The organism is Fictibacillus enclensis, from assembly GCF_001457035.1.
In the GTDB taxonomy this organism is placed as follows: Bacteria; Bacillota; Bacilli; order Bacillales; family Fictibacillaceae; genus Fictibacillus_C; species Fictibacillus_C enclensis.
Genome location: NZ_KQ758618.1, coordinates 263,581 through 286,582, shown reverse-complemented (window position 1 = coordinate 286,582; position 23,002 = coordinate 263,581). Strand labels below are relative to the sequence as shown.

Sequence of the window (23,002 nt, the reverse complement as noted above, 5' to 3'; positions counted from 1 at the left end):
AGGAATATTTATGCAGACATTAAAGGGAAAAACGGCGCTTATTACCGGAGCTGGCCGGGGGATCGGCCGTGCCACTGCCATCGCTTTTGCGAAAGAAGGCATTCATGTCGGTCTTCTGGGAAGGACCCTTGCCAACCTGGAAAAAACGGCAGCAGAACTGAAGGAATATGGAGTAAAAGTATCCGTCGCTGAAGCTGACGTCACCGACTATGATGCAGTTGTAAAAGCGGTAGAAACCCTTACTTCTGATTTAAATCAAATTGATATATTAATCAACAATGCCGGGGTCGCCAAATTTGGCGGATTTCTCGAGCTTTCGCCAGAAGAGTGGAAAAACATCATAGACGTGAATGTTATGGGTGTCTACAATGTCACCCGAGCGGTCTTGCCAGAAATGATTAAACGAAAAGCGGGCGACATCATTAACATTTCATCCTCTGCAGGACAAAAAGGAGCACCGGTAACGAGTGCCTACAGTGCCTCCAAATTTGCAGTTCTTGGATTAACAGAATCACTCATGCTCGAAGTAAGAAAACACAATATCCGGGTCAGTGCCCTTACACCAAGTACTGTCGCAACAGACCTGGCGATTGAAACCAACCTGACGGACGGCAATCCTGAAAAAGTCATGCAGCCGGAAGACATGGCGGAGTTCATGGTTTACCAACTCAAATTAAACCCGCGTATTTTCATCAAAAATGCAGGCATGTGGTCAACCAATCCATAAATGAATGACGGAAGCAGCTTCTCCTTGCGAGAGCTGCTTTTTTAACGTTTATGTAAATGGTGGATAAAATATCTCACAAAGGGTATAGGATTTTATACCATATTTAGGAGGTTGATTATGAAGGCCGTTACGTTCCAGGGAGCAAAAGAGATCGAAGTAAAAAATGTAGAAGATCCCAGACTGCAGGAAAAAGAAGATATTATTGTACGTATTACCTCCACTGCCATTTGTGGATCGGATTTGCACATTTATCAGGGCGCTCTGCCTGCACATAAGGATTATGTCATTGGACATGAACCAATGGGCATAGTGGAAGAAGTGGGTCCTGATGTTACCCGTGTAAAAAAAGGGGACCGTGTCGTCTTACCATTTAACATTTCATGCGGCCACTGTTATTATTGCCAGCATGAGATGGAAAGCCAATGTGATAATTCCAACCGTAATCCTGAATTTGATACCGGAGGATATTTCGGATTTACAGAGCGCTATGGTGACTACAGCGGCGGACAGGCTGAGTACCTGCGCGTCCCATATGGGAACTTTATGCCGTTTGTCATACCGGAATCCGCTGAACTCGAAGACGAGGCCGTCCTCTTCATGTCAGATGTTCTTCCTACTGCCTACTGGAGCGTGGAAAACGCCGGGGTTAAAGAAGGAGATACGGTTGTCGTTCTTGGTTGCGGACCTATTGGCCTGATGACGCAAAAATTCGCCTGGATGAAAGGCGCCAAGCGGGTCATCGCTGTGGACAATGTTCCATATCGCTTGAACCACGCCGTCAAGATGAACAATGTGGAAGCCTTTAATTTTGATCAGTTCGATGATATGGGCGCCCATATTCATGAGATTACCAACGGAGGATCTGATGTAGTCATCGACTGTGTCGGGATGGATGGCAAAAAGTCAGCCGTGGAAGCCATTGAACAAAAATTAAAGCTTCAGGGCGGGACACTGAGTGCGGTCCAGATTGCCATCAGAGCGGTTAAAAAGTTCGGTACCATTCAAATGACCGGTGTATACGGGTCCATGTATAATATGTTTCCGCTTGGAAATATCTTTGAACGGAACATCACCCTGAAAATGGGGCAGGCTCCGGTAATTCATTACATGCCAATGCTTTTTGATAAAATCGCCAATAAGGAGTTCGACCCGACAGAAATTATTACCCACCGCGTTCCTCTGGATCAGGCAAGCGCGGCCTATCAAACCTTCAACGATCATCAGGATGAATGCATTAAGGTCGTATTAAAGCCATAACGCAAAATCCCCTTTGGATAACCAAAGGGGATTTACTATTAAATAAAGTTTCTTACGTTGTTTCCGCGGCTGAATTTGTAAATGGCGATCATGAAGAATGCCAACGCAAAGGCGAATAGAATGGAAATGTTCATGGAAAGGCTGCTAAGCGAATGCCCTTTTTGCAGCTGGGTGATGGTATCAAGCAGCCATCTCTGAGGCAGGAATTCTGCAATTTTCTGCATGGTCTTTGGCATGATTTCCACTGGCCAGAAGCAGCCTGCCAGAAGGCATGTTGGCGTCATGATCAAGTTTTGCATCGCTCCTGAGGAAGCGGTAGTAGACGCAAAGGAAGTAATAACAAGCGATAGTCCTACTCCGGCAAGCGCGAAGATCAATAGCACTCCAACCATCGTCCAGAATGGAACACCTGGAGAAATGTGAAATACCTTTGTCATCACTGTGAGTGTAATTAAAATTTGCACAGTCATGATAATCATGTTCACAACCACATTGGAAAAGACATAGATCCGGCTGTTGATTGGCGATGACATTAAGCGTAAATACGTTCTGTTTTCCTTTTCACGAATGATAATCTCGGATAATCCACCTGCACTGGAGAGCATAATCATGATGAGGAAGCCGATCGTCTGGCCGGTAATGTCATTATTTTTGGACGTATCCTTTAATGATTGAGCATTAACCTTGAAGCTTGAATCTTTGTACTGATCGTACATTTTTTGGAATGCGGTGTGATCTCCTCCTGCCGCTTTGCTCAAGGAAGCCACATTGGACAGATAATTGTTCACATAGGATTTTACAAAGCCTGTGATAGAGGCACCTTTAATCGAAACCATCTCGATATGGTCCGGGTTTCCATTCATCACACTTTTTGAAAAGCCTGAATCCAGGATGATTACACAATCCAGTTTTCCAGATGCAATCTGGTCGTTTATTTTTGAAGAATCGATGTTAGAGACCTTAACATGGTTGATTCCGCTGATGAATTTCACAGTATCTTTTGCTATTTTTCCATTGTCATGATTAACGACACCTGCATACATCGTACTCGGGCCCGTGTTCCCGTAAGCGGCGATCCCGATAAGAATACCAATCAGCGGAACAAACAGGTAGGTAAATAATCTTTTTTTGTTTTTTACGATAGATCTCAACGAATTTGAGATGAGCCAAAGAACTTCTTTCATTTAAAACCCTTCCCTTCTTTTAAACGAGACGATGGCAATGCTTAAAAAGACAATCGCAATACCCAGGTTTAAACCAATAACTTGAAGAGAGGCAGCGAGATCATTGTTATAAATAATTTTGGTTATGGCTGTATTCGCCCATGTAATCGGGGAAAGGTTCATGATGAACTTCATAATACCGTCTGCGCCTTCAATTTTGAAATACGCACCCCCAAAGAATGAGGCAAGCTGAAGGATAATCAGAATGAGCGTTCTTGCAGCCTCACCGGTTTTCACCATGTAGCTGATGCCAAGGCCGAAACTGACAGCAAGGAAAACTTCTGACAGTAGAATGATGATAACGAAACCGAGATGATCTCCCCAGTTCGCTTTAAACAAGAATGAACTTACAGCAACGATCAATAAAAGAGACAACAGGTTTAGCACAATGCTCCCGATGATTTTACCCAGAAAGATTTCAGCTTTGTTGATCGGTGCAACGGCAAGGCGCACTGCTGTATTTCGGGTTCTTTCTCCTCTGAGCAGGAAGGTTGCTCCAATCGCTCCATATAGGGCAATCATTGTGGTTACCGCCACCGCATAATAATCCATCGAACCTGGTGCTTTTTTGGCGTTTAATGATGTTTCCTTTACATAATCATGTGAGGTTCCGCTCGCCAGCACCGCTTGTGTCTGATCGGGCTTCACTTTGGCCACCTGGCTCACAAGATTATACTTATCCGCAAACGCAGTCAGCATGCCCTGAACAATACTGCTTTCGATGCTGTTTCGTTCACTGCCGTAGAAATTCATTCCCTTATTGGAAACCTCTACATAGGCATCATAGTGGTTTTGCCTTACTGCCTTTTTACCATCGGTTGTATCCGAGGCTTTATAAAAATGAATATTTTCCTTTTTGGCCGCTTCCGTGAATTGTTCAAAATAGGGTGCTATGCTCGTGTTGTCCGTTTCTTTATAAAGGACCTTCATTTTATCTATTTTTACTTGGTTATCAAACGCATTGGATAACGCTGATCCAAGAACCAGCATCATGACGATAGGAAACGCCAGCATGAAGATAATCGTTCGTTTATCCCTGATGCTGATTTTCAACTGCAGAAGTGCAATGTTTAACACGTTCACAGGGGAGGACCTCCTTGATTTTTTATAAAATTCACTTCGGAGTTTGGTTGATTTCTCGTTTCAGGTTGCTCGCTTTTACCGGTGCAAGCGCCTACTTTACCGGTGCAAGCGCCTCACTGGTTTCACCTGGCACGCATCTCCCGTCGGAGTCTCGCACCTTCACTACAATCAACCCCAATGAAGCTACAAACAAATTGAGCTTCTCTGTTAGGCTCATTAAGGTAAAAACTTTTGGCTAGCGCTGTTTTTAATGGTAGGAACTTTTGGCTTTGCCATTTGTTAATGGTAGGAGATTTTGGCTATCGCCATTTGTTAATGGTAGGAACTTTTGGCTTTGCCAAAATTCCTTAATCCCTCAAGTTTCTTCCGGTTAGGGTGAGGAAGACGGTTTCGAGGTTGGGTGCTTGCTCCTTGAGGGAACGGATTTCGATGTTGCGGTTGATAAAATACTGGATGATTTTATTCAGGTTGCTTACCTCGGCCTGGGAGTTGATTTTAACGACGTTTTCTTCGACTTGAACGGTATTTACTCCGTTAATTTCCTTGATGGCACTTTCTTCCAGGCTATCGTTGGATTTTACATCGACCCAGATGTCTTTCGTATCGGTGATAATGGCTTTCAACTGTTCTTTGGTTCCTTCTGCGATGACTTTGCCGTGATCTACGATGGCAATTCTCGTACAAATCTCTTCAACTTCTTCCATGTAATGGCTCGTGTAGATAACGGTGCATCCCATCTCGTTCAATTGCCTAACCGAATTCAGGATATAATTTCTCGACTGCGGATCAATGCCTACTGTTGGTTCATCCATGATAATGAGTTTGGGCTTATGGGCAATGGCACATGCGATGTTAAGCCTTCTCTTCATGCCGCCGGAAAAGTTTTTCGGCAAGCTCTTCTGTTTATCGAGCAAGCCAACGAACTTTAGCGCCTCCTCTACCCGGTCTTTCAGTTCTGTACCTCTGAGGCCATAAAGCCCGGCAAAAAAGCGGACATTCTCATAGGCTGTCAAATCTTCGTAAATGGCCAAATCCTGTGGAACAATGCCGATGTTTCTTTTGGCAAACTTGCTTTGACTTGCAATGTTCTTGCCAAGAATTTTGATTTCTCCTTCGTTGCTCCTCAGCAACCCTGCAATCATATTAATTGTGGTACTTTTCCCGGCTCCATTCGAACCAAGAAAGCCGAAGATTTCTCCTTCTTTAATTGTTAGGGACATATTGTCTACAGCGATGAAGTCACCGAATTTTTTTGTAAGATTATTAATTTCCAAAACGTTCATCCATCTCACCTCTAGTTATTCTTTATAGTGTCAGTATACGGAAAAAGAGCGAACCAACGCAGTGCATTAGTTCACTCTTTTCATATGAGAATTCTCATGTTCTTTCCATGAGTACCTTCCTTTAGCCCATGGGAAGAAGGGTCGTAACGGAAAATCCGTTCGTCCCATCAACAATGACGGTTCCGTTCACTGATGCGGTCCTCTCTTCCATCCCCATGATGCCAAGGCCTTTTACAACCCTTTGGGCACCTTTTCCATTATCTTTAACCTCTGCTTTGACCATCCGGTTGAGTACATGAATTTCAATGGAAATCTCCGTTGCTCTGCTGTATTTTAAGGCGTTCGTCAATGCTTCCGTAACATTTTCTGTGATAATCTTCCACTGAATTGGTGTGATCATATCCATGTTCCCTTTATAGACAAAAGGAACCTTGATCCGGTGTTTGACGGAAAACTCTTCGAGAATCAGCTTCAACCGTTGTACTCCCATCTGTTCTGTTGGAGGTTTCATGTTCTTTAAGGTGATCCGAATATCTTCAATGCCTTGTTTGGAAATGGCAATGGCGTTTTGCATAAGCTCCTTTGCTTTTTCCGTATCCAGGCTGAGCAGACTTTTCGCCGCTTCCATCTGAATGAGTGCTCCGGTCATGGAGTGTCCGATGCTGTCATGAATTTGCTGGGAGATCCGGTTTCTTTCCTCTAGGCGGTTGGTGTATTCCGACTGTTTAATGTATTCCTGATTCTCATTGAGACTGGCCGTAAGACGCTGTATATCATGCCTCATTTTATCGAGCTTATCTTCATACATCATCATTTTTTCCGAATAGCGGGTAGCCATCGTAAACAACACGAAGCTAAAAGCGGACACCAGGCCATAAAGATATTCTGCTTCCGGCAAGTAAAAAACCGGAATTAATCCCAGTGCCAAAAGGGCCCACTTCACTTTAATAAAAGGAGATGCCAACTCATAAAAATTGATGGGCAGCAGCAGAATCAACAGCGGGTTCACATCGTAAAAGGACAGACAGATGAGGATGACCGACCCCAGCAGAATCCCTTGTCTGATTCTTTCCTTGCTGAATACATACAAGATACTATTCATGCTGATATACAAAAGAAGGCAAAAAACGATGTTCGGCAGGTTATCCACATTGGCGTGGGCATAGCTGACCGCAAGAAAAAGCACAACGACCAGCTTGGTGTAAATGATCCATAGTTCCATTTATTTCGCCTCTACCCAACAGACCCGGTTAAATAATAGATGGCAATCTGTGTCCGATGCTCCAGTCCGGTTTTGCCCAGAATAGACGTGATATGGTTGGCAACCGTACCTTCCGATATGAAGAGCTGCTTGGCAATGGATTTATTGGAGTATCCTTTGGCGATCAGTGCCATGATGCCCATTTCACGCTCGGTAAACAAGCTGGCGTCAATCTTGTGCTCATCTTTTTTGCTTCCGTCCATATTTGATTTTAATTTATCCAGCACTACATCCTGCATCACGGTATTGCCATGATAAACACTTTTTATAGCCTCTCTGATCCGCTCGGGCTCTGTATTTTTTAACAGATACCCTTTTGCCCCGTTTTTAATGGCATCAAATATGTATTCATCATCATCAAAGGTAGTAAGGATTACCGGCTTTGTGACTGTCTGTTCCGCAATCAGCTTTGTTGCCTCCACTCCGTTCATGTTCGGCATCCGTACATCAAGCAAAGCGATATCCACTTTGTTCCATTTACAATAGTCCACGGCCTCCTGTCCGTCATTAAGCGTTGCGAGCACCTCAAAATCTCCATATGTGCTCAAGATGATTTTCATGCCCTCCCGTATAAAGGAATTATCATCCGCAATCACAATTTTTATTGTCATTTTCATTTCAGCAGATCGTATCTGCTGCTCACATCCTTCTATAATAATCTTACTTTCTTCTATAGTTAATTGGCTCTATTTTACCAAAAATCCTTTTTTCCATACAAAAAGAGCCTGTCCCTTTGGACAAGCCCTTCCTTGAGGATTATTTAAAGATGTTTTGCAGCTCATTGATTCCAAGAAAAGCAAACATCAGTATACATCCAATAAGTACGGCATTGGCGAGCCACTTGTTTCGATATTCCGCCTCAACCCGCTTCGAATTCAGAAGAACCACAAGAGATATGGCCAAAAACGGCATGAACAACGCGCCAAGTGCTCCATACAGGATAATCAATTCCACCGGTTTTCCGAAGAAAAAGATCAGCATTGGAGGAAACGTCAGCCATGCCAGGTATAGACGATACATCGGCTCCTTTTCTGAGACCGGCTTTATCGCTTTCACTTCTCCTTTTTTCAAACGAATCGTTTTAATAAAATCAGCAAACAGATAAGGCACACCGTTCCATACGCCAAGAAGTGAGGTAAAGGCCGCTGACCAAAAGGCAACCAGGAACAGCCATCTCATCGGAGTTCCAAATTCTTCACCCAGCATTTGGGCAAGGTTGATTAGCCCCTGGTCTCCACGAAGTTCAACATCTGTACCATATAAAAATTTAGCACCAATTATAAGTGCTGCCATGCAGAAAAGGCCCGTCATGGCATACGCAGCTTTGGCATCCAGTCTCATAATAGAAATCCATCCCCTGCCGTTCCATCCTTTCTCCTTCAGCCAGTAGCCATAGGATGCCATGGTGATGGTTCCGCCTACTCCGCCAATCAAACCGAGCGCAAGCACGAAGGACCCATCTGGAACTTTAGGAACAATACCACCCGCAAATTCTCCCAAGCTTGGTAAAAAGAGAAGGGCAGTCCCGATAATCGTAATAAACATCACACCAATCAACACGGTCATAATCCGTTCAAACAAAAGGTAACGCCCTGTCCAAACGAGGACAAAGCCCAATAGCGAATGGACAACCGCCCAAGCCCAAACCGGCATGATGGGAAACATCGCATGCATGCCAAGACCGCACGTTAAGGCTGCAGCAGCACCGTATATGTATCCCCAGATGACAGTATAAACACCGAAATAACCTGTTGCCCATCTTCCCAGTGAATGCCACCCTTGCAAGATCGTTTGTCCGGTGGCCAAATACCAGCGGCCTACTCCTTCATTCAAAAAGTATTTTAAAATAGCCCCTACAATAACCGCCCAAACAAAGGTCATCCCGAACGATGTTCCGATAACGATAGCTGTGATCATATCAGCTGTTCCCACACCGGTAGCCGCCACAACAAAGCCCGGACCGATCATTTTCAATTTTTGGCCCCATGTCTGTGGCGGAGCTCCCGCGTTTTTCATAGACGTATGGTTGAGTTCCGTGCCTGCACTTGCTTCACTTTTCATCTCCAGTCCCCTTTTCATAATTTAGTAAAGCGTTTTCTAAACTCGTCACGATAAAACTTTTCCTTCAAATCTATTATGTCACTAGTATAGAAAATTTTGAATACTTAATATTTAAATATCCATCTCCTTTCCAAAGAGCACCAAAAAAAGCCCGCACTAAACCATAGGCATAAGGAGTCTGACGCGATTCCCTACTGCTATGGATAGCGGGACTTTCCTAATTACTGTGAAATGGGTGTGTTTCACCATTAAGAAGACACTTTCCAATCGTATACTCTTTAATTATTGTTTATTTTAGCAAGATCTGCAAACGGTTTCAATGAGTTGTTTGCGACTGTCTCATCTTTTCCATATATCTTTTGTACGCCGCTTTTACCGCCATAATGACTGAATTGGTGGATGGCGTATAATAATAATCTTCTATTCTCTGAACCAAACCGTCAAGTCCCTGAGAAAGATCATAACCCACGATCACTCTTCTCAAGAAGTCCCTTGCCAGTTCTGTAACAAAGGTAAATTCAGCATTCACAATCAAATTGGTCTCTGTGTCAATTTCCATAACAATGCCGGAAGTTTTGTATAGTTCAAACATGGAACTTCCCTGTGGCGCTTTCGCATATCCCGTAACAAGCACCGTTTTCATCTTTACTAATTTACTCATTTTGCCAGACCCCTTCTTTGTCTGTGATTTGTTTTTCTTTCTTATTGTAACAAACCTTATGTGCTATCTTACGGTGAAAGGAGCAAAAATATATATGTACCTGAAAATAAAAATCCCATAGATGGTTTGCTTATTTTTCCAAATTACCATTGACTTAAAGCTGACTCTAAGTTGTAATCTTGATTAAAAAAGAAGGGGATGATTTATTATGTATACGATCGGTGAAGCGGCAATAAATACGGGCATCAGTGCCCATACACTGTGTTACTATGAAAAGCTGGGATGACTTCCAAAACCCGAAAGGCAGAATGGCCATAAGCGCTTATATTCGAAAACAGTTATGGCATTCATCATGTTTTTAAAAACCCTGAAGGATACCGGGATGCCCTTGGAAGAAATGAAAGAATTCGTGCAGGATGGGTACATCTGGGACAGTCTTGCGGAAGACCCGGATTACAAGGCCGTCCCTGTTCTGACGGAAAGAGTAAACATCCTGGAAAAGCATCTGAGAAACATGGAAGAGAAAAAGCGGGAACTGGAAGGCATCATGATGATCACCAAGGAAAAACTGCAAAACACATTATTGGAAGAGGATGCGAGGAGATGAAAAATCAGAGAGTCTATATTCTTATTCGGCTTTTGCAGTATTTACCGGAGCCACATTCAATCTTGGGAAATATGCTGTAAGTTTTTTTTCGCCTGCCATTCTCTTTATGGTTTTTGTACGTCCGTGTTCGGTTATTTATGGTGGAATCTAGGCATACAAAAAATAGGATCTGGTAAAACGTCCTTCAGGAGCAGCGGTTACTTACCCACAGCTGTTTGGAGTAGGATTTGTTATTTTGGGTGTACTGACTGCGTCCGGTGTTTTTCCTCTTACCCCTTCAAAAACGGTTCTTACCCAGGATGGTGGAACACCTATAGGAAAATGATGGCACAAGAATCAGGAGAAGCATGAATCTTCTCCTGTTTTTTCTTATCTTCCTCTTCTCTTCTTTACATATAAAAACAAGAAGAGCAACAGTCCAGCAGCAAGCAAGGCATACATCAAGTTGGAATAGATGTCCATAAAATAAACCACCTGCTCCCAGTTTCGGCCAAACGCGGCGCCGACATAGACCAGAATCGTATTCCAAATCAATGTGCCGAGCGTTGTGAACAACAGAAAAAGGCTGAACCTCATGCCTGACATCCCCGCCGGAATAGAAATCAAACTTCTGATTAAGGGAACGAGCCGGCAAAGGAACACCGCCCAATAGCCAAAACGGTCAAACCAGCTGTCCGCTTTATGAATGTCTTCCTTTTTCAACCTTAGTATATGTCCCCATCGGTCAACGATTCGTTCGAGTCGCGGAACATCGAGATAGGTACCGATTTTAAATAGCACTGCTGCTCCAAATACAGAACCCGCCGTGGAAGCCAGAATCACACCCCACACCGTAAGCTTGGAAAAGGACGTCATCATTCCCCCGAATGTAAGAATAACTTCGGAGGGAATCGGCGGAAAAATATTTTCAAGGGCAATCATAAAGAACACGCCGATATACCCGAATTGTTCGATCACATCAGTAATCCAGTTTTGCATAAAAACCTCCTGAACGCTTGCACTCCCTTACCTACTACGAATGAAAAATGCTTTGGTTTCAACCCAAAGCGGTTTTTTTACTAATCAATCAAACGGACAATCTGTTTATTCTTCCATGACAACCGGTAATACGCATACTGCAGGGCAAGCGTAACAATAAAGGCGGCGGGATACCCGACCCAGATTCCTCTGATTTCAAGACTGGTATATTGGGAGAGGTAATAAGCAAGCGGAACCTCAACCAGCCAAATGGGCAGGATACTCAATATCGTTGGCCACAGGACAGTACCGCTCGCTCTCATTGTGGCATTTAATATCGCGGAGTGGCCCATAATCACATAGCTCCACAACGTGATCACCAAAAGACTGTGAGCGATATCCACCGTCTCCCCGTTGGTCAGGAACAAACTCAAAATCGGCCGGGAGAAAAGGTAGATCAGGATAATGATTGTTCCTCCAAGCAAGTAGTTAAGCAACAGTCCTGACCGAATGACCAGTTTCAGCCGTTCCATCTGGTTGGCTCCAATCGATTGAGCCGCAAAAATTGATACCGCGATACTCAATGAGATGGCCGGCATCTGCACATAGCTTGCCACCTGGTTAACGACCCCGTAGGCGGCCGTAGCATCCGATCCATATAGGTTAACGAACGAAATGACTGCAATCTCCGATATGGACAGCAGGATCATGCTGATACTGGATGGAATGCCCAGCTTTAGCAACAGCTTCAGCAGTTCCTTGTTGATTTTCAGTTTGCTGGCAATTGAGGAATCAAACTGTAGCGGATGACTGGTTTTTCGCAAATAAAAAATCATCGCGATAAAGGCAACAACGGTAGAGACTAACGATGAATAAGCCGCACCGTAAACACCCGTCTCAGGGAAACCCATCCAGCCAAACACAAACACCGGCATTAAAGCAATATTCAGTACCGTACTCACAACCAGAAAGTAAAACGGAGTCTTGGAATCCCCGGTTCCCCTCATGAAGGTTGTGTACACCGAATAAAGAAACAAAACCGGGAGCGACCAGAAAAGAATGCGCGCATAATGGGCGCTCACCTGAATAATGTTGTCAGGTGTACCAATGATTCGCAACACTTCATACGTGAAAATGCCGCCCAGTATAGCAAGCACCACCCCGAGCAAAAAGGTAAAGGTTAACGTGGTGCCAACGATCGCCTTCAGCTTTTCCTCATTGTTTGCCCCAAACGCCTGCCCGATCAGGATGGAGCTTCCTGAACCGATGCCGATCACAAACGATATGAGCAAAAAGAACAACGGAAAAAAGGCAGAGATCGCAGCCACGCTGTCGACCCCAAGCCATCTCCCGATAATGACCATGCCCACCAGCTGTCCAGCGGATTGCATCACATTGCTGAACAGCAGCGGTACGAGGAAAAGCATCATCGGCTTCATCACCGTCATCTGTGAAGGCTGTTCCTGTAACGCTTCATTTCCATTCATCGCGGTTTTTCCTTATTATAGCCACGGCTTCCAAATGGCTTCAGCTCTTGTAGCCATTTGTCCTCCAGTACTTCAAGTTCCCGTTTTTCATTAAAGTAACCTGTTTCTTTTTTCTCCAGCGTTTCCAGCACCTCGAATTGGAATGCATCTTTTCCGTAGAAATTCCAGTCAGCCTGAAGCTCTCTGTTCGTACTGGAACCTTGCTCCAGCTCAAACTTTCGACCGTTTAATGTTTTTAAATTCCGGGTGCTTCCCACAAACACTTTATGATTCACGGTATTTTTTATGGCGTAAACACCCGCTTCAATTTTTGTTTCAAGATATTGCTGCTTTAATTCTTTCTTTCTGTTCAAAACTGTTTCCTTCCTTCTCTTATTTTTTCAGCCAATAGGAACTTCCATCCGGTTTTCGATCCAGAAACCCATACTCGATCATATATCTTCGCAACGTGACAAAATCGTGATAAACACTTTTCAATACCTCATTCACATCCTTTTCAGAGTAGGTCTCTTTTGGATGAAACAAGGTAGAAATTTCACGCAATACCACAAGCTTTTGCTTCTCTTTTGCCGGAAATGTTTTTAATGACTTGCTTCCCTCAATAAAATACTTTTTAAGCATCTTCTCCTGCTCTTCTTTTGTCACATTGTACCGGTCATCCACCATGGTAGCTGTTTGGTGAGGCGCGATCAATGACGGCGCATGCTCATCCTTTTCTTTCATCAGTTCCATCAGTGTCAGCAGCATTTTCGCCTGTCGTTCTTTTTCCTTTAAAACAAACCGGTGGTTCCGGATGGTCGAAGTACTTCCGACTTCCATCTCCTTCTTGATTTCGGTGTCACTTTTTCCTTCATAAAAAAGACGCAGCAGCCGGTTTTGGTGATCCGTAAGTCCGGTCAGCTTTTTATTAAGACCGATAAGATAATCAAAAACCGATCCGTGTTCGTTTTGAATATGAAGATTCATGAATTTTTCTGCTTCATACAGAATATTGTCCTGTGGATAAATAATGCCCTTCTCTACCTCATTTCCGCAGAGCAGGCAAACAAACTGTTCCTTTTCTTCGAGATAACCCTTTTTCAGATCCTCAAGCGGCGCTTCCCAAAAACGATCGGATATAACCATTAAACAAACAACTCCTATTATCGTTTAGTTATTTACAAACATAATATGATATCGTTTGTTTATTGTCAAATTAATTTTTGTAAAAAAATGAAAAAAAAGACCTTCCGGAAAATAATTCCGAAAGGCCTTCTTATTTTTTACCAAACAAAAAGTCCAACAAGCATCGCACTCAATAGTGATACGGCCATTCCGCTCACAAGCAGTTTCCAAACGTTCTTACCGATCACCACAGACTTTTCTTCTCCGAGGATGGAGTTGTACGTTCCATAAATCATACCGACCGTACTAAAGTTCGCAAATGAGGTTAAGAAGGTTGTGGCAACCGCAACGGTGTGCGGCGGGAGTGATTTCAATTGTGTTTTCAAATCCATCATGGCCACGAATTCATTGGTTGCCAGTTTAATCCCCATTAACTTCGCCACGTACATGGCATCATGTTTAGGAAGCCCCAGAAGGAACGCAAACGGACTGAAGATGAATGAGAAGATTTTTTGAATCGTAAGACCATGGATGAAAAAGCCGAGAATGCCGTTTACCGCAGACGTTAATGCCACATATCCGATGACCATGGCGAGAATGACAATGACCATGCGAATACCAACAAGCATACTGTTTGAAATGGTGGAGAAGAAATCTTTCTTTTCTTCCTTCGGCGGAACGTAAACCACGTCCTCCTCTTTCGATACATCCACCGGGTGCAAAATACTAGCAAGCAACAGCGCGTTCAGACAGTTAAGCGGAATCGCCGCAAACACATAGGTTGCGGGCACCATCGTTAAGTACGCGCCGATAATAGAGCCGCTGATACTGCTCATGCTCATCAAACCGAACGTCAAAAGCCTGTGTTGTTTAAGCACCACCAGTTGCTGGCGGATAACTGCAAGCGCTTCGGTATTCCCGAGAAACATCATCTGAATGGAGAAGAAACTTTCAAGCTTTGGCAAACCTGAAATTTTCGAAATGACCCAGCCGACCTTATCAATGATCCACGTTAAAATACCGAAATACGAAAGAATATCAAAAAAGGTAACAACAAAAATAATAGGAAGCAAGGCACTAAAGAAGAAATCAACGTTTTCGTTCGCCATAACGGATGGAAAAACAAACGCCGTACCGTCATTTGCACATTGAATGAGCCAGGAGAAAAACGCCGCAAACCGGTCAATGATCGCCGTACCAATTTTCGTTCCGAGCATAAACCACGTAATCAGCAGCTCAACAACAAACAAAACGCCGATCGATTTCCATTTCACATTTCTTCGGTTTGGGGAACACGCAAAAACAACGCCAACCACAACCAGGATGCCAAGCAGATTAATCAAAAAATACAAACCAACCACTCCCACTTTTTTTCCGTATATAAAAAGCCCTTATTTCCTGCTCACCGTCCACCGGACAGAAAGCATGAAAGCAAGGGCAATGGGTCTATCCATATGAGAAAAAAGGTTTTTTTCCCAACAAAGATAAGTGACCATTCCATTGATGTATTCATACTTCCTTGTAGTCCGGCATTTAACGGCTGCCAGGTAGAGACTATCAGACCGAATTCGATTGTACTGATACTATACAAGGATTATTCTTTGCTAATAATGGTCATTTTAGTACATACGTCATGGTTTGACAATATCTGCGAAAAAAGTCCTATTTTAAAAAACTTTTTGAATTAATTAAAAACAATGGTTTTGTTTTCGTGAACGAGCACACGGTCCTGCAGATGCCAGTTTACCGCACGCGCCAGCACACTTCGTTCGATCGAACGGCCAATTTTCTTCAGATCCTCCGCATTATGGTGGTGGCTAACGCGCTCAACTCCCTGCTCGATAATTGGACCTTCATCGAGATCATTCGTTACATAATGAGACGTTGCCCCAATCAGCTTCACACCCCGGTTATAGGCTCTTTCATACGGATTGGCCCCAATGAAAGCCGGCAGGAATGAATGATGAATGTTGATGATGCGGTGCGGATGTTTTGATACAAAATTAGGTGTTAAAATCTGCATGTAACGCGCCAGTATGATGAGTTCAATGTTATACTCAGCCAGCAGCTGAAGCTGTTTTTCCTCCACTTCCTGGCGAATGTCTTTGTTCGCCGGTATGTAATAAAACGGAATGCCTAGCGACTCCACCAACCCTTTTGAGGTTTCATGATTGCTGATGACAAGCGAAATATCTGCATCCAAATCCCCGTTTTGGTATTCCCATAAAAGTTCAAGCAGACAGTGCGGTTCTTTTGAAACAAAAATGGCTGTCCTTTTTCGTTTGGATGCCAGTGACAGCCGCCAGTCCATGTTAAACTCGGAGGCGATTTTCGAAAACGCTTGTTTCAGCCCGTCCGCCCGCTCGTGCAGGTTATCGATTTCGAACTCCACGCGCATAAAGAACATTCCCGCTTCCGGGTCCGTGGAATGCTGGTTGGATTCCACAATATTTGCTCCCTGGCCATATAAAAACTGTGATACTGCCGCCACAATTCCCGGCTGGTCCCCACAGCTGATCAGCAGTCTCGCTTTATTCGTGTTTCGTGCCTGTTCATTCATTTGCCCAATCTCCATTTCTTTGCCTTTTAGTATCTGAGTATACGGCATTGGAGCGGAAAAGTGAAATGAAAAAGTGGGCTAGTCGCTGGAGGGGAGGTGGTAGATGGTGGATTTGTGATTTCGTTGGTGGTGTGTGGTATTGATTGCAATAATCGAGTGGTTAAATGAATTGAAGAGATACAAAGAAACTCCCTTGCTTGCTGGTTGGTGATCGCCTGGCTAATCAGACAGGAATAGTCTTTAAGAGCATCAATATCCGCATTTTTGCAGGTACAATAACAGTTTGCACAAAACCCGCTTCCATGTCTTCTTTCCATTGGTGTGAGGCCACAGTCCATGCATATAACTCCTTTTAGTAATTCATGTCTTCTTATATCAAACTGCTCTAAGATATCGGAGTTTGCCTCGCTGTGTTGTTATAATAGAAGACGAATGATTTTCCTTAACTGTTTATCCGTAAGTACATTCTCATGAAAAGTATCTAATTCAGAGACTTTAAGAGGGAGGGCTTCCCGATGAAGGATATTTTTACGAAGATATTTATGTTCGGGGGAAATTGCAATTTGGGAGTTTGGATTGCTGATTACTACAAAAGATTTAATAGGAATTTCAGGGGTTTTATGTTTGTTTAGCCAAGAACTAAGCTGAGTCTCATGCCGTTTCACTTGAAGGACCTGATCGGGTACCTGCTTTTATTCTCAAAAAATCTTATATATTCTCAAAACAAGTCACTTTATTCTCAAATTTGGTTTAAATATTCTCAAACCGATTAACCTCAATGCATTTCGACTAATTTCGACCCATTTATTCACATCACAAAGCCCCACCTCCTTCCCCATCAACATCCAAACTAGCAAATACATGTCTTCTTTTTCACGCCGACCTTGCCGCGGTTCTTCACTTTTAAGATATAGTCAGCAGCAAGCGGGACTTTACAGGCGGTGTCGCCGACATTCACATCAACCTTGCCGATCCGGTTTGCGACAGCAAAGGCTTCGTCATGCAGTTCGGCTACGGCACTTCCGGCCATGATCACAAAACCGTTCATGGCGTAACGAACACGATTTCGCTCCCCGTGGATGGTCTCTTCCACCCGTTTCAGCAACCCGCAAATTTCCTCCATGTCCAGTTCTTCGTCCGCGGTAATCGACATATAGCCCGCATAGGTGCTCCAGCCGCATGCAGCCACCATCTCCCGGTCATCATCCATCCACTTGTGCGCCAACTCCAGCGCAAACGGGCTTTCTGCTGCCGCATTGGCTAAGGTATACTCCGCAAGCATGTACCAATACGCTTTATCTACCCACTGTTCCAGCTGCTCTTTTGTCAGCTTTTTCGGATCCACCGCAAGTCCGGCGAGGTACATCGCATCATGGTTTCCTGTATCATACAATGCGAGAGCCAGCTCTTGATCCTTCTTCACAAACTTAACCAGCTTCTTCAAGTCACCTACCTTCACGCCAAAAAACGGTTCCTGTGCGCCATGATTCTTAAAGGTTTTCATCGTTTGCTCTGAGCCCATTTCTTCCAGCTGGTTCATGATTTCTTCTACTGTCATTTTTTCATCACCTCACTTACTTATAATTCGCTTCACTACCCTAAAACCCCTCCACATAAAAAGGTCCGCCCCAGCCGGGCAGACCTCTTAAAACCAATTATTCAGCGGTTTTGCGCTTTCTGTTTTTTCTCGTTAACTTCATTAAAAACTCATAAACCACTGGCACGATGATCAGGGTCAGCAGCGTGGAGCTGGTGAGACCGCCGATAACCGTAACGCCAAGGCCTTTGGAGATTAAGCCTCCGCCTTCAAACCCGAGGGCGAGCGGGATTAATGCGCCAATGGTGGCCAATGCGGTCATCAGAATCGGACGCAAGCGGGTGGCAGCTGCCTCTAAGAGTGCTTCTCTTGTTGACAGTCCTTCGTTTTCCTTATGGATCACGCGGTCAATCAGCACGATTGCGTTTGTTACCACGATTCCGATCAGCATCAGAGCGCCAATCATGGCAGAAATGCTGATGCTTTCACCCGCGATATACAGAGCCAAGAGCGCACCGATCACCGTAAACGGAAGGGAGAACAAAATCGCAAATGGTGCAAGAGCGCCGCCAAACGTCACGACAAGTACAAAATAGACAATCGCAATCGCGGCAAGCATGGCCAGGCCGAGTTGAGTAAAGGACTCGTTAATATCCTCAGTAACGCCGCCCATCTTGAAGTCCACTCCATCTGGAAGATCCAGTTTGTCGATATCTTTTTGGACGTCCGTGGACACTTTGTTCACGTTCTTGCTCGTCACATCACCGCTTATACTCGCATAAATCTTATCATCCTTACGTGTAACGGTATCTGCGGTTTCACCTTCTTTTACTTTTGCGACATCACTGATGGCTACTTCTTTTCCAGTCGCTGACTGCAGCTTCTTGCCGGTAAGATCATCAATATTCTTGTAGCTGTTTTTATCCACTTTCACATAAACGTTGACGTCTTTTCCATCTTTCTTCAGGGTTGTTAAGGCGGATTGATCACCTGAATCGTTCAATGCCATGCCAATCTGGCTGGCTGTAAGACCAAGCTTGCTTAACTTTTCCTGATCTGCGGCAAGTGTGTATTCTTGATACGCTTTGGAAAGGCTGGAACCTACGTTTCTCAAATCGTTCCGGTCGCTGAGAATCCTTTGGACCTTCTCGGTGACCGGTTTGATGTCGTTCATGTTATTTCCGTAGACTTGGATTTCAAGTTTGTTGCTTCCACCGGTAGCGCCAAAGTCCTGCGCCTTCCATTCTCCCTTGTCGGTGGTTCCCTTGAGATCATCAATGACCTTCTTCTGTTCTTTTTCAAAGTTAGGCGTATCTTTGTCATACTCCATAAAGAACATGGCCTGATTGCTGGCCGCGGGGTTCATCGGGTTCTCCCCGCCAACGGAATATTGAATCGTTTTAACATGGTTGCGGTCCAGCAGAAGTTTCTCTGCTTTTAGTGCCTCAACTTCCACTTCTTTTTTCGTCTGGCCCGGTTCCGGATTAAAGGTAGCAATGACCATCTTCTGTTCATCTGACGGCAGGAAGCTGACGCCAATCTTCGGTACCAGGAACAAGCTGCCAGCAAGCAAAAGAATGGCAAGACCAAACGAAACAATCTTATGGCTTAGCGACCAGTTCAATACTCTTTTGTAAAAACCGGCAAGGGCGCCAGGCTTTTCGTTGTCCACTTCTTTCTTTTTGCTAAGTCCTTTTTTAAATAAAGAATCAGCAAAAGCCGGTACAACGGTAATCGCCACGATTAAGGATGCCACAAGAGCAAAAACAATCGTCAGGGCAAACGGCATAAAGAGCTCACCGACCGGCCCTTTTACTAGACCCAATGGTAAAAATACCGCAATGGTTACAATCGTGGAAGACATGATCGGAATGAACATTTCTCGGGTAGCAGCTGTAATGAGCTGTTTGCCTCGAATCCCTTCCCCTTTAAGTGACATCCGGCGATAGATATTTTCGATCACTACAATAGAGTCATCCACTACCCGGCCGATGGCAACCGTCATCGCTCCAAGGGTCATAATGTTCAGCGTGATGTCCATTTGTTTTAACGCCAGAATCGCCATTAACAGCGATAGCGGGATAGAAATAACTGCGATAATGGTAGAGCGGAAATTCCGTAAAAACAGCAGGATAATGATGATGGCAAACAATCCGCCGATCAACGCTTTGTTCAGCATCGTGCTGACTGAATCCTTGATTGGTGTTGCCTGGTCAAATACGTTGACCGTCTTCAAACCTTCGTGCTCTTTTTTCAACTGCTTTAATTCTTTATTTACTGCATCAGCCACATTTACCGTATTGGCATCGGCGGATTTGATCACTTGAAGACCGATGGATTCCTGGCCATTCGTTCTTGAAATGGACTCTGCTTTTCCGACGGTTTTGATGGTAGCAACATCTTTTAACTTTACAGTCGGAAGTTCTGTTGGCTGCGCTTGCTGGTTTGCAGCAGCCTGCAGGGAAGCTCCTTGACCGCCCGACTGCTGCTGGGCTCCTTGACCGCCCGACTGTTGCTGGGCTCCTTGACCCGCAGATGCGCCTGCGCCCTGACTTCCTTCACCAGATGCTTGAGGTGTTACCGGGATTTCAAGGTTTTTCAGTTCTTTTACAGTGGTAATATTTCCATCAACAACAACCGATTTTTCGGTGTTGTTAAAATTGTACAAACCAAGCGGCATGGAGGAATTGGCGCCTTTAATGAATTGCTTGACGCTGTCTTCCGTCAATCCGTTTTTCTTTAATTCATCGTCTTTAAAATCAAGCTGGAGTTCTTCCACGTTTTGTCCGGCTACCTGTACGGATGAAACGCCCTCCACTCCTTCAAGAGTTGGAACGACATCATCTTCAACGACCTTGGTAAGTTCCTTCAGCGATTTGTCCTTGTCGGATACACTTAACGACAAAATCGGAAGGTCATTAAAGCTTTGCCGTGACACGTTTGGATCGTCCACTGAATCAGGGAGATTAATGTTGGCAAGAGCTTCCTGTACTTCCTCTTTTGCTTTTTCCATGTCTTTATCAAAACTGTATTCGATTTGTACCGATGAGACGTTTTGATAAGAAGAGGAAGTGACCGAATTCACTCCTGACAGATTCTTGATCTTCTTCTCAATCGGAATGGTCACTTTATCTGCTACCTCTTCAGGTGTTGCACCTGGATAGGCTGCTGATACGGACACAATCGGTGTATTGATGTTCGGCATCGTCTCGAGCTTCATATTTAAACCGGAATACAATCCGGCGGCTACGACAAGCAGCGTTAACAGCCAAACGGCAAATTTATTCTTTAAACAGAATCGGATAATTGCACTCATTCTTCTTGCTCCCTCCACTAATGACTGACCAGTCGGATTATGCTATAATATAAACGAACGGTCATAACAGATTTAAATATATCGGACCGTCAGCTGTAATGCAAGGAATTATACAGAACGAATGATCAATAGGTATCTTTTGGCAATTTAATTGGAAAAACAGTTACTCGGAGGTTTAGGATGAAACAAAGAAAAGTCGAAATAATTGAATCTGCGATTGCTCTGTTTGCAGAGAAAGGATTTCATTCAACATCGATCCAGGATATAACCGATCATGCCGGAATGTCAAAAGGAGCATTTTATAATTATTTTTCATCAAAAGAAGAATTGATGGTAGCTCTTTTTCATTTCTATAATGATAAAATCACCCATAGAATTTCAGAAATCGAAGGCCAAAACCTGCCTCCACGTGAAACAATCAAAAAGCAGATGATTGCGCTATTTACTTCCTTTACGGAACATAAAAACTTTATCATCATGCATTTCAGGGAACAAAATTCCACGATCAACGAAGAAATGCGGAAGCATATGCTGAAAACGCAGTACAAGTCGATGAAATGGCTGGAGAAAAACCTGCTCGCACTGTATGGAGAGCATATTACTCCTCATTTGGGAGACTTAATCCTGATGGCTCAGGGGCTGCAAAACACCTACATCCGTATATTTGTTTTCGATGACCAGCTTCTCCAGCCGGAGGCCCTGGCAGAGTTTTTGCTTCAGCGGCTTGATGATATTGTAGCTGGCCTGAAGAAAAAGAAGGCAGTGATGATCTCCAGTGATAATCTGGAAAAACTGTTTTCGCGATTGCATCTTCATAGCGAACAAACCTTGCAGGATACCATCCACCAGCGCCTTTTTACAATGGCACAAACCATGGACGGCCTTCCCCTTTCGGCAGAAAAAAGGGATGAACTGAAAAGTGTCATAGAATTTTTGCTGAGTGAAAATGAAAAAGAAACACCGAACAAAATGGTGTTTCAAGGAATGCTGGCAAACTTAAAAGGCATCAAGGAGCTGGAAAGCGACCGAAAGGATATCGCCCGTATTATGGGCATTGAGCTTTTATAGATAAAAAATGCCCACGGTGTATGCCGCGGGCTTTTTTTATCAATGACTAAGTTTTTTGCACGTATCATTACAGCTCCAAGATAAATGGTTCCTCCGTCACTGCGCTAACGGAGATGACCGACCACTTCACTTTTTTATTCAGTTATCACACACTCCTGTATTTAAAAGTTCAGTAGATCTCTGTTCTTCATGAGGTATAAACAAAGTTTAATTCGTGAAGCTTAATAAATCCTTAACTTTAAAACACTCTTGTTGACAAAATATTTTAATCGCGTTATATTGTTTGACGTATCAAACATTGAGGTATCAAAGATTATCCCTTCACTCTATTTTTTGGATAGGAAAGAGGAGATTCCATGGACCATTCATGCGCGTCAAAAGCGCAAATTGCTTATATATTACGGGAGCTTCACTACCAGATCAGTCCCAAGTTTGAACGTTGTACCGGGATCAGCCAGTCCCGCCTGGAGCTTCTTCAGCATTTATATGATGCGGAAGAGATCAGCCAAACAACGCTGCAAAAAGTGGTGCACATTGATAACGCAGCGGTCACCAGGCATTTAAAACAACTGGAGGCTTCAGGAATGGTGAACCGCAGAAAGAACCCGCAGGATAACCGCGTCACCCTTGTAAGCTTGACGGAGCAGGGCCGCAGCAAAATCCTTTCCTATCGAAAGGAAAGGGATCAGTTTGTCACCAACCTTCTTCAAGGTTTTACAGAAAAAGAACTCCCTGTACTTGTTGACATGCTTCAGCGCATGCAGCAGAACGCCGAACAAATTGAAGGTTAACCTTCAGACACCTTAGAAC

21 protein-coding genes and 1 riboswitch are annotated in these 23,002 nt (G+C 44.0%); of the genes, 6 read left to right on the top strand and 15 right to left on the bottom strand.

What is annotated here, in order from left to right; genetic code table 11:
• Positions 1-10 precede the first annotated feature (10 nt).
• Entirely contained in the window at positions 11-727 is a 717-nt protein-coding gene (locus AS030_RS11830; RefSeq protein ID WP_061972055.1) for a 3-ketoacyl-ACP reductase, read from the top strand.
• A gap of 117 nt (positions 728-844) precedes the next feature.
• Entirely contained in the window at positions 845-1,984 is a 1,140-nt protein-coding gene (locus tag AS030_RS11825; RefSeq protein WP_061972054.1) for a zinc-dependent alcohol dehydrogenase, read from the top strand.
• A gap of 38 nt (positions 1,985-2,022) precedes the next feature.
• Here AS030_RS11825 and AS030_RS11820 read toward each other — a convergent pair whose 3' ends face one another.
• The 7 genes from AS030_RS11820 to AS030_RS11790 all read right to left on the bottom strand — a co-directional run bounded on the left by AS030_RS11820 (position 2,023) and on the right by AS030_RS11790 (position 9,556).
• On the bottom strand, positions 2,023-3,168 hold the full coding sequence (locus tag AS030_RS11820; RefSeq protein WP_061972053.1) for an ABC transporter permease: 1,146 nt from the start codon (positions 3,166-3,168) through the stop codon (positions 2,023-2,025).
• A complete protein-coding gene (locus tag AS030_RS11815; RefSeq protein WP_061972052.1) occupies positions 3,169-4,290 on the bottom strand; it encodes an ABC transporter permease in 1,122 nt (373 codons plus the stop codon). It lies immediately after the preceding gene.
• Positions 4,291-4,637: 347 nt separating this feature from the next.
• Positions 4,638-5,573, bottom strand: coding sequence for an ABC transporter ATP-binding protein (locus tag AS030_RS11810; protein ID WP_061972051.1), 936 nt, complete (start codon positions 5,571-5,573; stop codon positions 4,638-4,640).
• Between the two features lie 121 nt (positions 5,574-5,694).
• Positions 5,695-6,795 carry a sensor histidine kinase gene (locus AS030_RS11805; protein ID WP_061972050.1) on the bottom strand — a complete coding sequence of 367 codons (1,101 nt, stop codon included), beginning with the start codon at positions 6,793-6,795 and terminating at the stop codon, positions 5,695-5,697.
• Positions 6,796-6,806: 11 nt separating this feature from the next.
• Positions 6,807-7,445 carry a response regulator transcription factor gene (locus AS030_RS11800; RefSeq protein WP_061972921.1) on the bottom strand — a complete coding sequence of 213 codons (639 nt, stop codon included), beginning with the start codon at positions 7,443-7,445 and terminating at the stop codon, positions 6,807-6,809.
• A 145-nt stretch (positions 7,446-7,590) separates the two neighbouring features.
• Positions 7,591-8,895, bottom strand: coding sequence for an Nramp family divalent metal transporter (locus AS030_RS11795; RefSeq protein WP_338082328.1), 1,305 nt, complete (start codon positions 8,893-8,895; stop codon positions 7,591-7,593).
• A gap of 316 nt (positions 8,896-9,211) precedes the next feature.
• Positions 9,212-9,556: a DUF3870 domain-containing protein gene (locus tag AS030_RS11790; protein ID WP_141687074.1), complete on the bottom strand. Its 345-nt coding sequence runs from the start codon at positions 9,554-9,556 to the stop codon at positions 9,212-9,214.
• A gap of 208 nt (positions 9,557-9,764) precedes the next feature.
• On the opposite strand from AS030_RS11790, the gene AS030_RS24815 reads away from it, so the two are divergent.
• Both AS030_RS24815 and AS030_RS11785 read left to right on the top strand, forming a co-directional pair.
• Positions 9,765-9,842 carry a MerR family transcriptional regulator gene (locus AS030_RS24815; protein ID WP_129480452.1) on the top strand — a complete coding sequence of 26 codons (78 nt, stop codon included), beginning with the start codon at positions 9,765-9,767 and terminating at the stop codon, positions 9,840-9,842.
• Positions 9,843-9,953: 111 nt separating this feature from the next.
• Positions 9,954-10,163: a hypothetical protein gene (locus AS030_RS11785; protein ID WP_141687073.1), complete on the top strand. Its 210-nt coding sequence runs from the start codon at positions 9,954-9,956 to the stop codon at positions 10,161-10,163.
• A gap of 369 nt (positions 10,164-10,532) precedes the next feature.
• Here the strand turns inward: AS030_RS11785 and AS030_RS11780 are convergent, their stop codons facing one another.
• The 8 genes from AS030_RS11780 to AS030_RS11745 form a co-directional block, all read right to left on the bottom strand.
• Entirely contained in the window at positions 10,533-11,141 is a 609-nt protein-coding gene (locus AS030_RS11780) for a DedA family protein (protein ID WP_061972048.1), read from the bottom strand.
• Positions 11,142-11,221: 80 nt separating this feature from the next.
• Positions 11,222-12,607 (bottom strand): MATE family efflux transporter, encoded by a 1,386-nt coding sequence (locus tag AS030_RS11775; RefSeq protein ID WP_061972047.1) that lies wholly within the window; start codon positions 12,605-12,607, stop codon positions 11,222-11,224.
• Positions 12,604-12,960, bottom strand: a complete 357-nt coding sequence (locus AS030_RS11770) for a GIY-YIG nuclease family protein (RefSeq protein WP_061972046.1) — start codon at positions 12,958-12,960, stop codon at positions 12,604-12,606. The genes AS030_RS11775 and AS030_RS11770 overlap by 4 nt, the downstream gene beginning before the upstream one ends.
• A 19-nt stretch (positions 12,961-12,979) precedes the next feature.
• Positions 12,980-13,732: a DUF2087 domain-containing protein gene (locus AS030_RS11765; RefSeq protein ID WP_061972045.1), complete on the bottom strand. Its 753-nt coding sequence runs from the start codon at positions 13,730-13,732 to the stop codon at positions 12,980-12,982.
• A gap of 137 nt (positions 13,733-13,869) precedes the next feature.
• Positions 13,870-15,063 (bottom strand): nucleoside transporter C-terminal domain-containing protein, encoded by a 1,194-nt coding sequence (locus AS030_RS11760; protein WP_061972044.1) that lies wholly within the window; start codon positions 15,061-15,063, stop codon positions 13,870-13,872.
• A gap of 150 nt (positions 15,064-15,213) precedes the next feature.
• Positions 15,214-15,322: riboswitch (purine riboswitch) on the bottom strand.
• Positions 15,323-15,395: 73 nt separating this feature from the next.
• A complete protein-coding gene (purU, locus tag AS030_RS11755; protein ID WP_240482329.1) occupies positions 15,396-16,271 on the bottom strand; it encodes a formyltetrahydrofolate deformylase in 876 nt (291 codons plus the stop codon).
• A gap of 850 nt (positions 16,272-17,121) precedes the next feature.
• Positions 17,122-17,829, bottom strand: a complete 708-nt coding sequence (locus AS030_RS11750) for a DNA alkylation repair protein (RefSeq protein ID WP_061972042.1) — start codon at positions 17,827-17,829, stop codon at positions 17,122-17,124.
• A gap of 97 nt (positions 17,830-17,926) precedes the next feature.
• Positions 17,927-21,124, bottom strand: coding sequence for an efflux RND transporter permease subunit (locus AS030_RS11745; protein WP_061972041.1), 3,198 nt, complete (start codon positions 21,122-21,124; stop codon positions 17,927-17,929).
• Positions 21,125-21,304: 180 nt separating this feature from the next.
• Between AS030_RS11745 and AS030_RS11740 the strand changes: the two genes are divergently transcribed.
• Together AS030_RS11740 and AS030_RS11735 are read left to right on the top strand one after the other, a co-directional pair.
• Positions 21,305-22,192: a TetR/AcrR family transcriptional regulator gene (locus AS030_RS11740; RefSeq protein WP_061972040.1), complete on the top strand. Its 888-nt coding sequence runs from the start codon at positions 21,305-21,307 to the stop codon at positions 22,190-22,192.
• A gap of 356 nt (positions 22,193-22,548) precedes the next feature.
• Positions 22,549-22,983: a MarR family winged helix-turn-helix transcriptional regulator gene (locus AS030_RS11735; RefSeq protein ID WP_061972039.1), complete on the top strand. Its 435-nt coding sequence runs from the start codon at positions 22,549-22,551 to the stop codon at positions 22,981-22,983.
• The last annotated feature ends 19 nt before the right edge of the window (positions 22,984-23,002 follow it).

Coding starts and splice junctions, on each gene's coding strand:
- AS030_RS11830 (WP_061972055.1), top strand. CDS start 11: ATGCAGACATTAAAGGGAAAAACGGCGCTTATTACCGGAGCTGGCCGG.
- AS030_RS11825 (WP_061972054.1), top strand. CDS start 845: ATGAAGGCCGTTACGTTCCAGGGAGCAAAAGAGATCGAAGTAAAAAAT.
- AS030_RS11820 (WP_061972053.1), bottom strand. CDS start 3,168: ATGAAAGAAGTTCTTTGGCTCATCTCAAATTCGTTGAGATCTATCGTA.
- AS030_RS11810 (WP_061972051.1), bottom strand. CDS start 5,573: ATGAACGTTTTGGAAATTAATAATCTTACAAAAAAATTCGGTGACTTC.
- AS030_RS11805 (WP_061972050.1), bottom strand. CDS start 6,795: ATGGAACTATGGATCATTTACACCAAGCTGGTCGTTGTGCTTTTTCTT.
- AS030_RS11800 (WP_061972921.1), bottom strand. CDS start 7,445: ATGACAATAAAAATTGTGATTGCGGATGATAATTCCTTTATACGGGAG.
- AS030_RS11795 (WP_338082328.1), bottom strand. CDS start 8,895: ATGAAAAGTGAAGCAAGTGCAGGCACGGAACTCAACCATACGTCTATG.
- AS030_RS11790 (WP_141687074.1), bottom strand. CDS start 9,556: ATGAGTAAATTAGTAAAGATGAAAACGGTGCTTGTTACGGGATATGCG.
- AS030_RS24815 (WP_129480452.1), top strand. CDS start 9,765: ATGTATACGATCGGTGAAGCGGCAATAAATACGGGCATCAGTGCCCAT.
- AS030_RS11785 (WP_141687073.1), top strand. CDS start 9,954: ATGAAAGAATTCGTGCAGGATGGGTACATCTGGGACAGTCTTGCGGAA.
- AS030_RS11780 (WP_061972048.1), bottom strand. CDS start 11,141: ATGCAAAACTGGATTACTGATGTGATCGAACAATTCGGGTATATCGGC.
- AS030_RS11775 (WP_061972047.1), bottom strand. CDS start 12,607: ATGAATGGAAATGAAGCGTTACAGGAACAGCCTTCACAGATGACGGTG.
- AS030_RS11765 (WP_061972045.1), bottom strand. CDS start 13,732: ATGGTTATATCCGATCGTTTTTGGGAAGCGCCGCTTGAGGATCTGAAA.
- purU (WP_240482329.1), bottom strand. CDS start 16,271: ATGAATGAACAGGCACGAAACACGAATAAAGCGAGACTGCTGATCAGC.
- AS030_RS11750 (WP_061972042.1), bottom strand. CDS start 17,829: ATGACAGTAGAAGAAATCATGAACCAGCTGGAAGAAATGGGCTCAGAG.
- AS030_RS11745 (WP_061972041.1), bottom strand. CDS start 21,124: ATGAGTGCAATTATCCGATTCTGTTTAAAGAATAAATTTGCCGTTTGG.
- AS030_RS11740 (WP_061972040.1), top strand. CDS start 21,305: ATGAAACAAAGAAAAGTCGAAATAATTGAATCTGCGATTGCTCTGTTT.
- AS030_RS11735 (WP_061972039.1), top strand. CDS start 22,549: ATGGACCATTCATGCGCGTCAAAAGCGCAAATTGCTTATATATTACGG.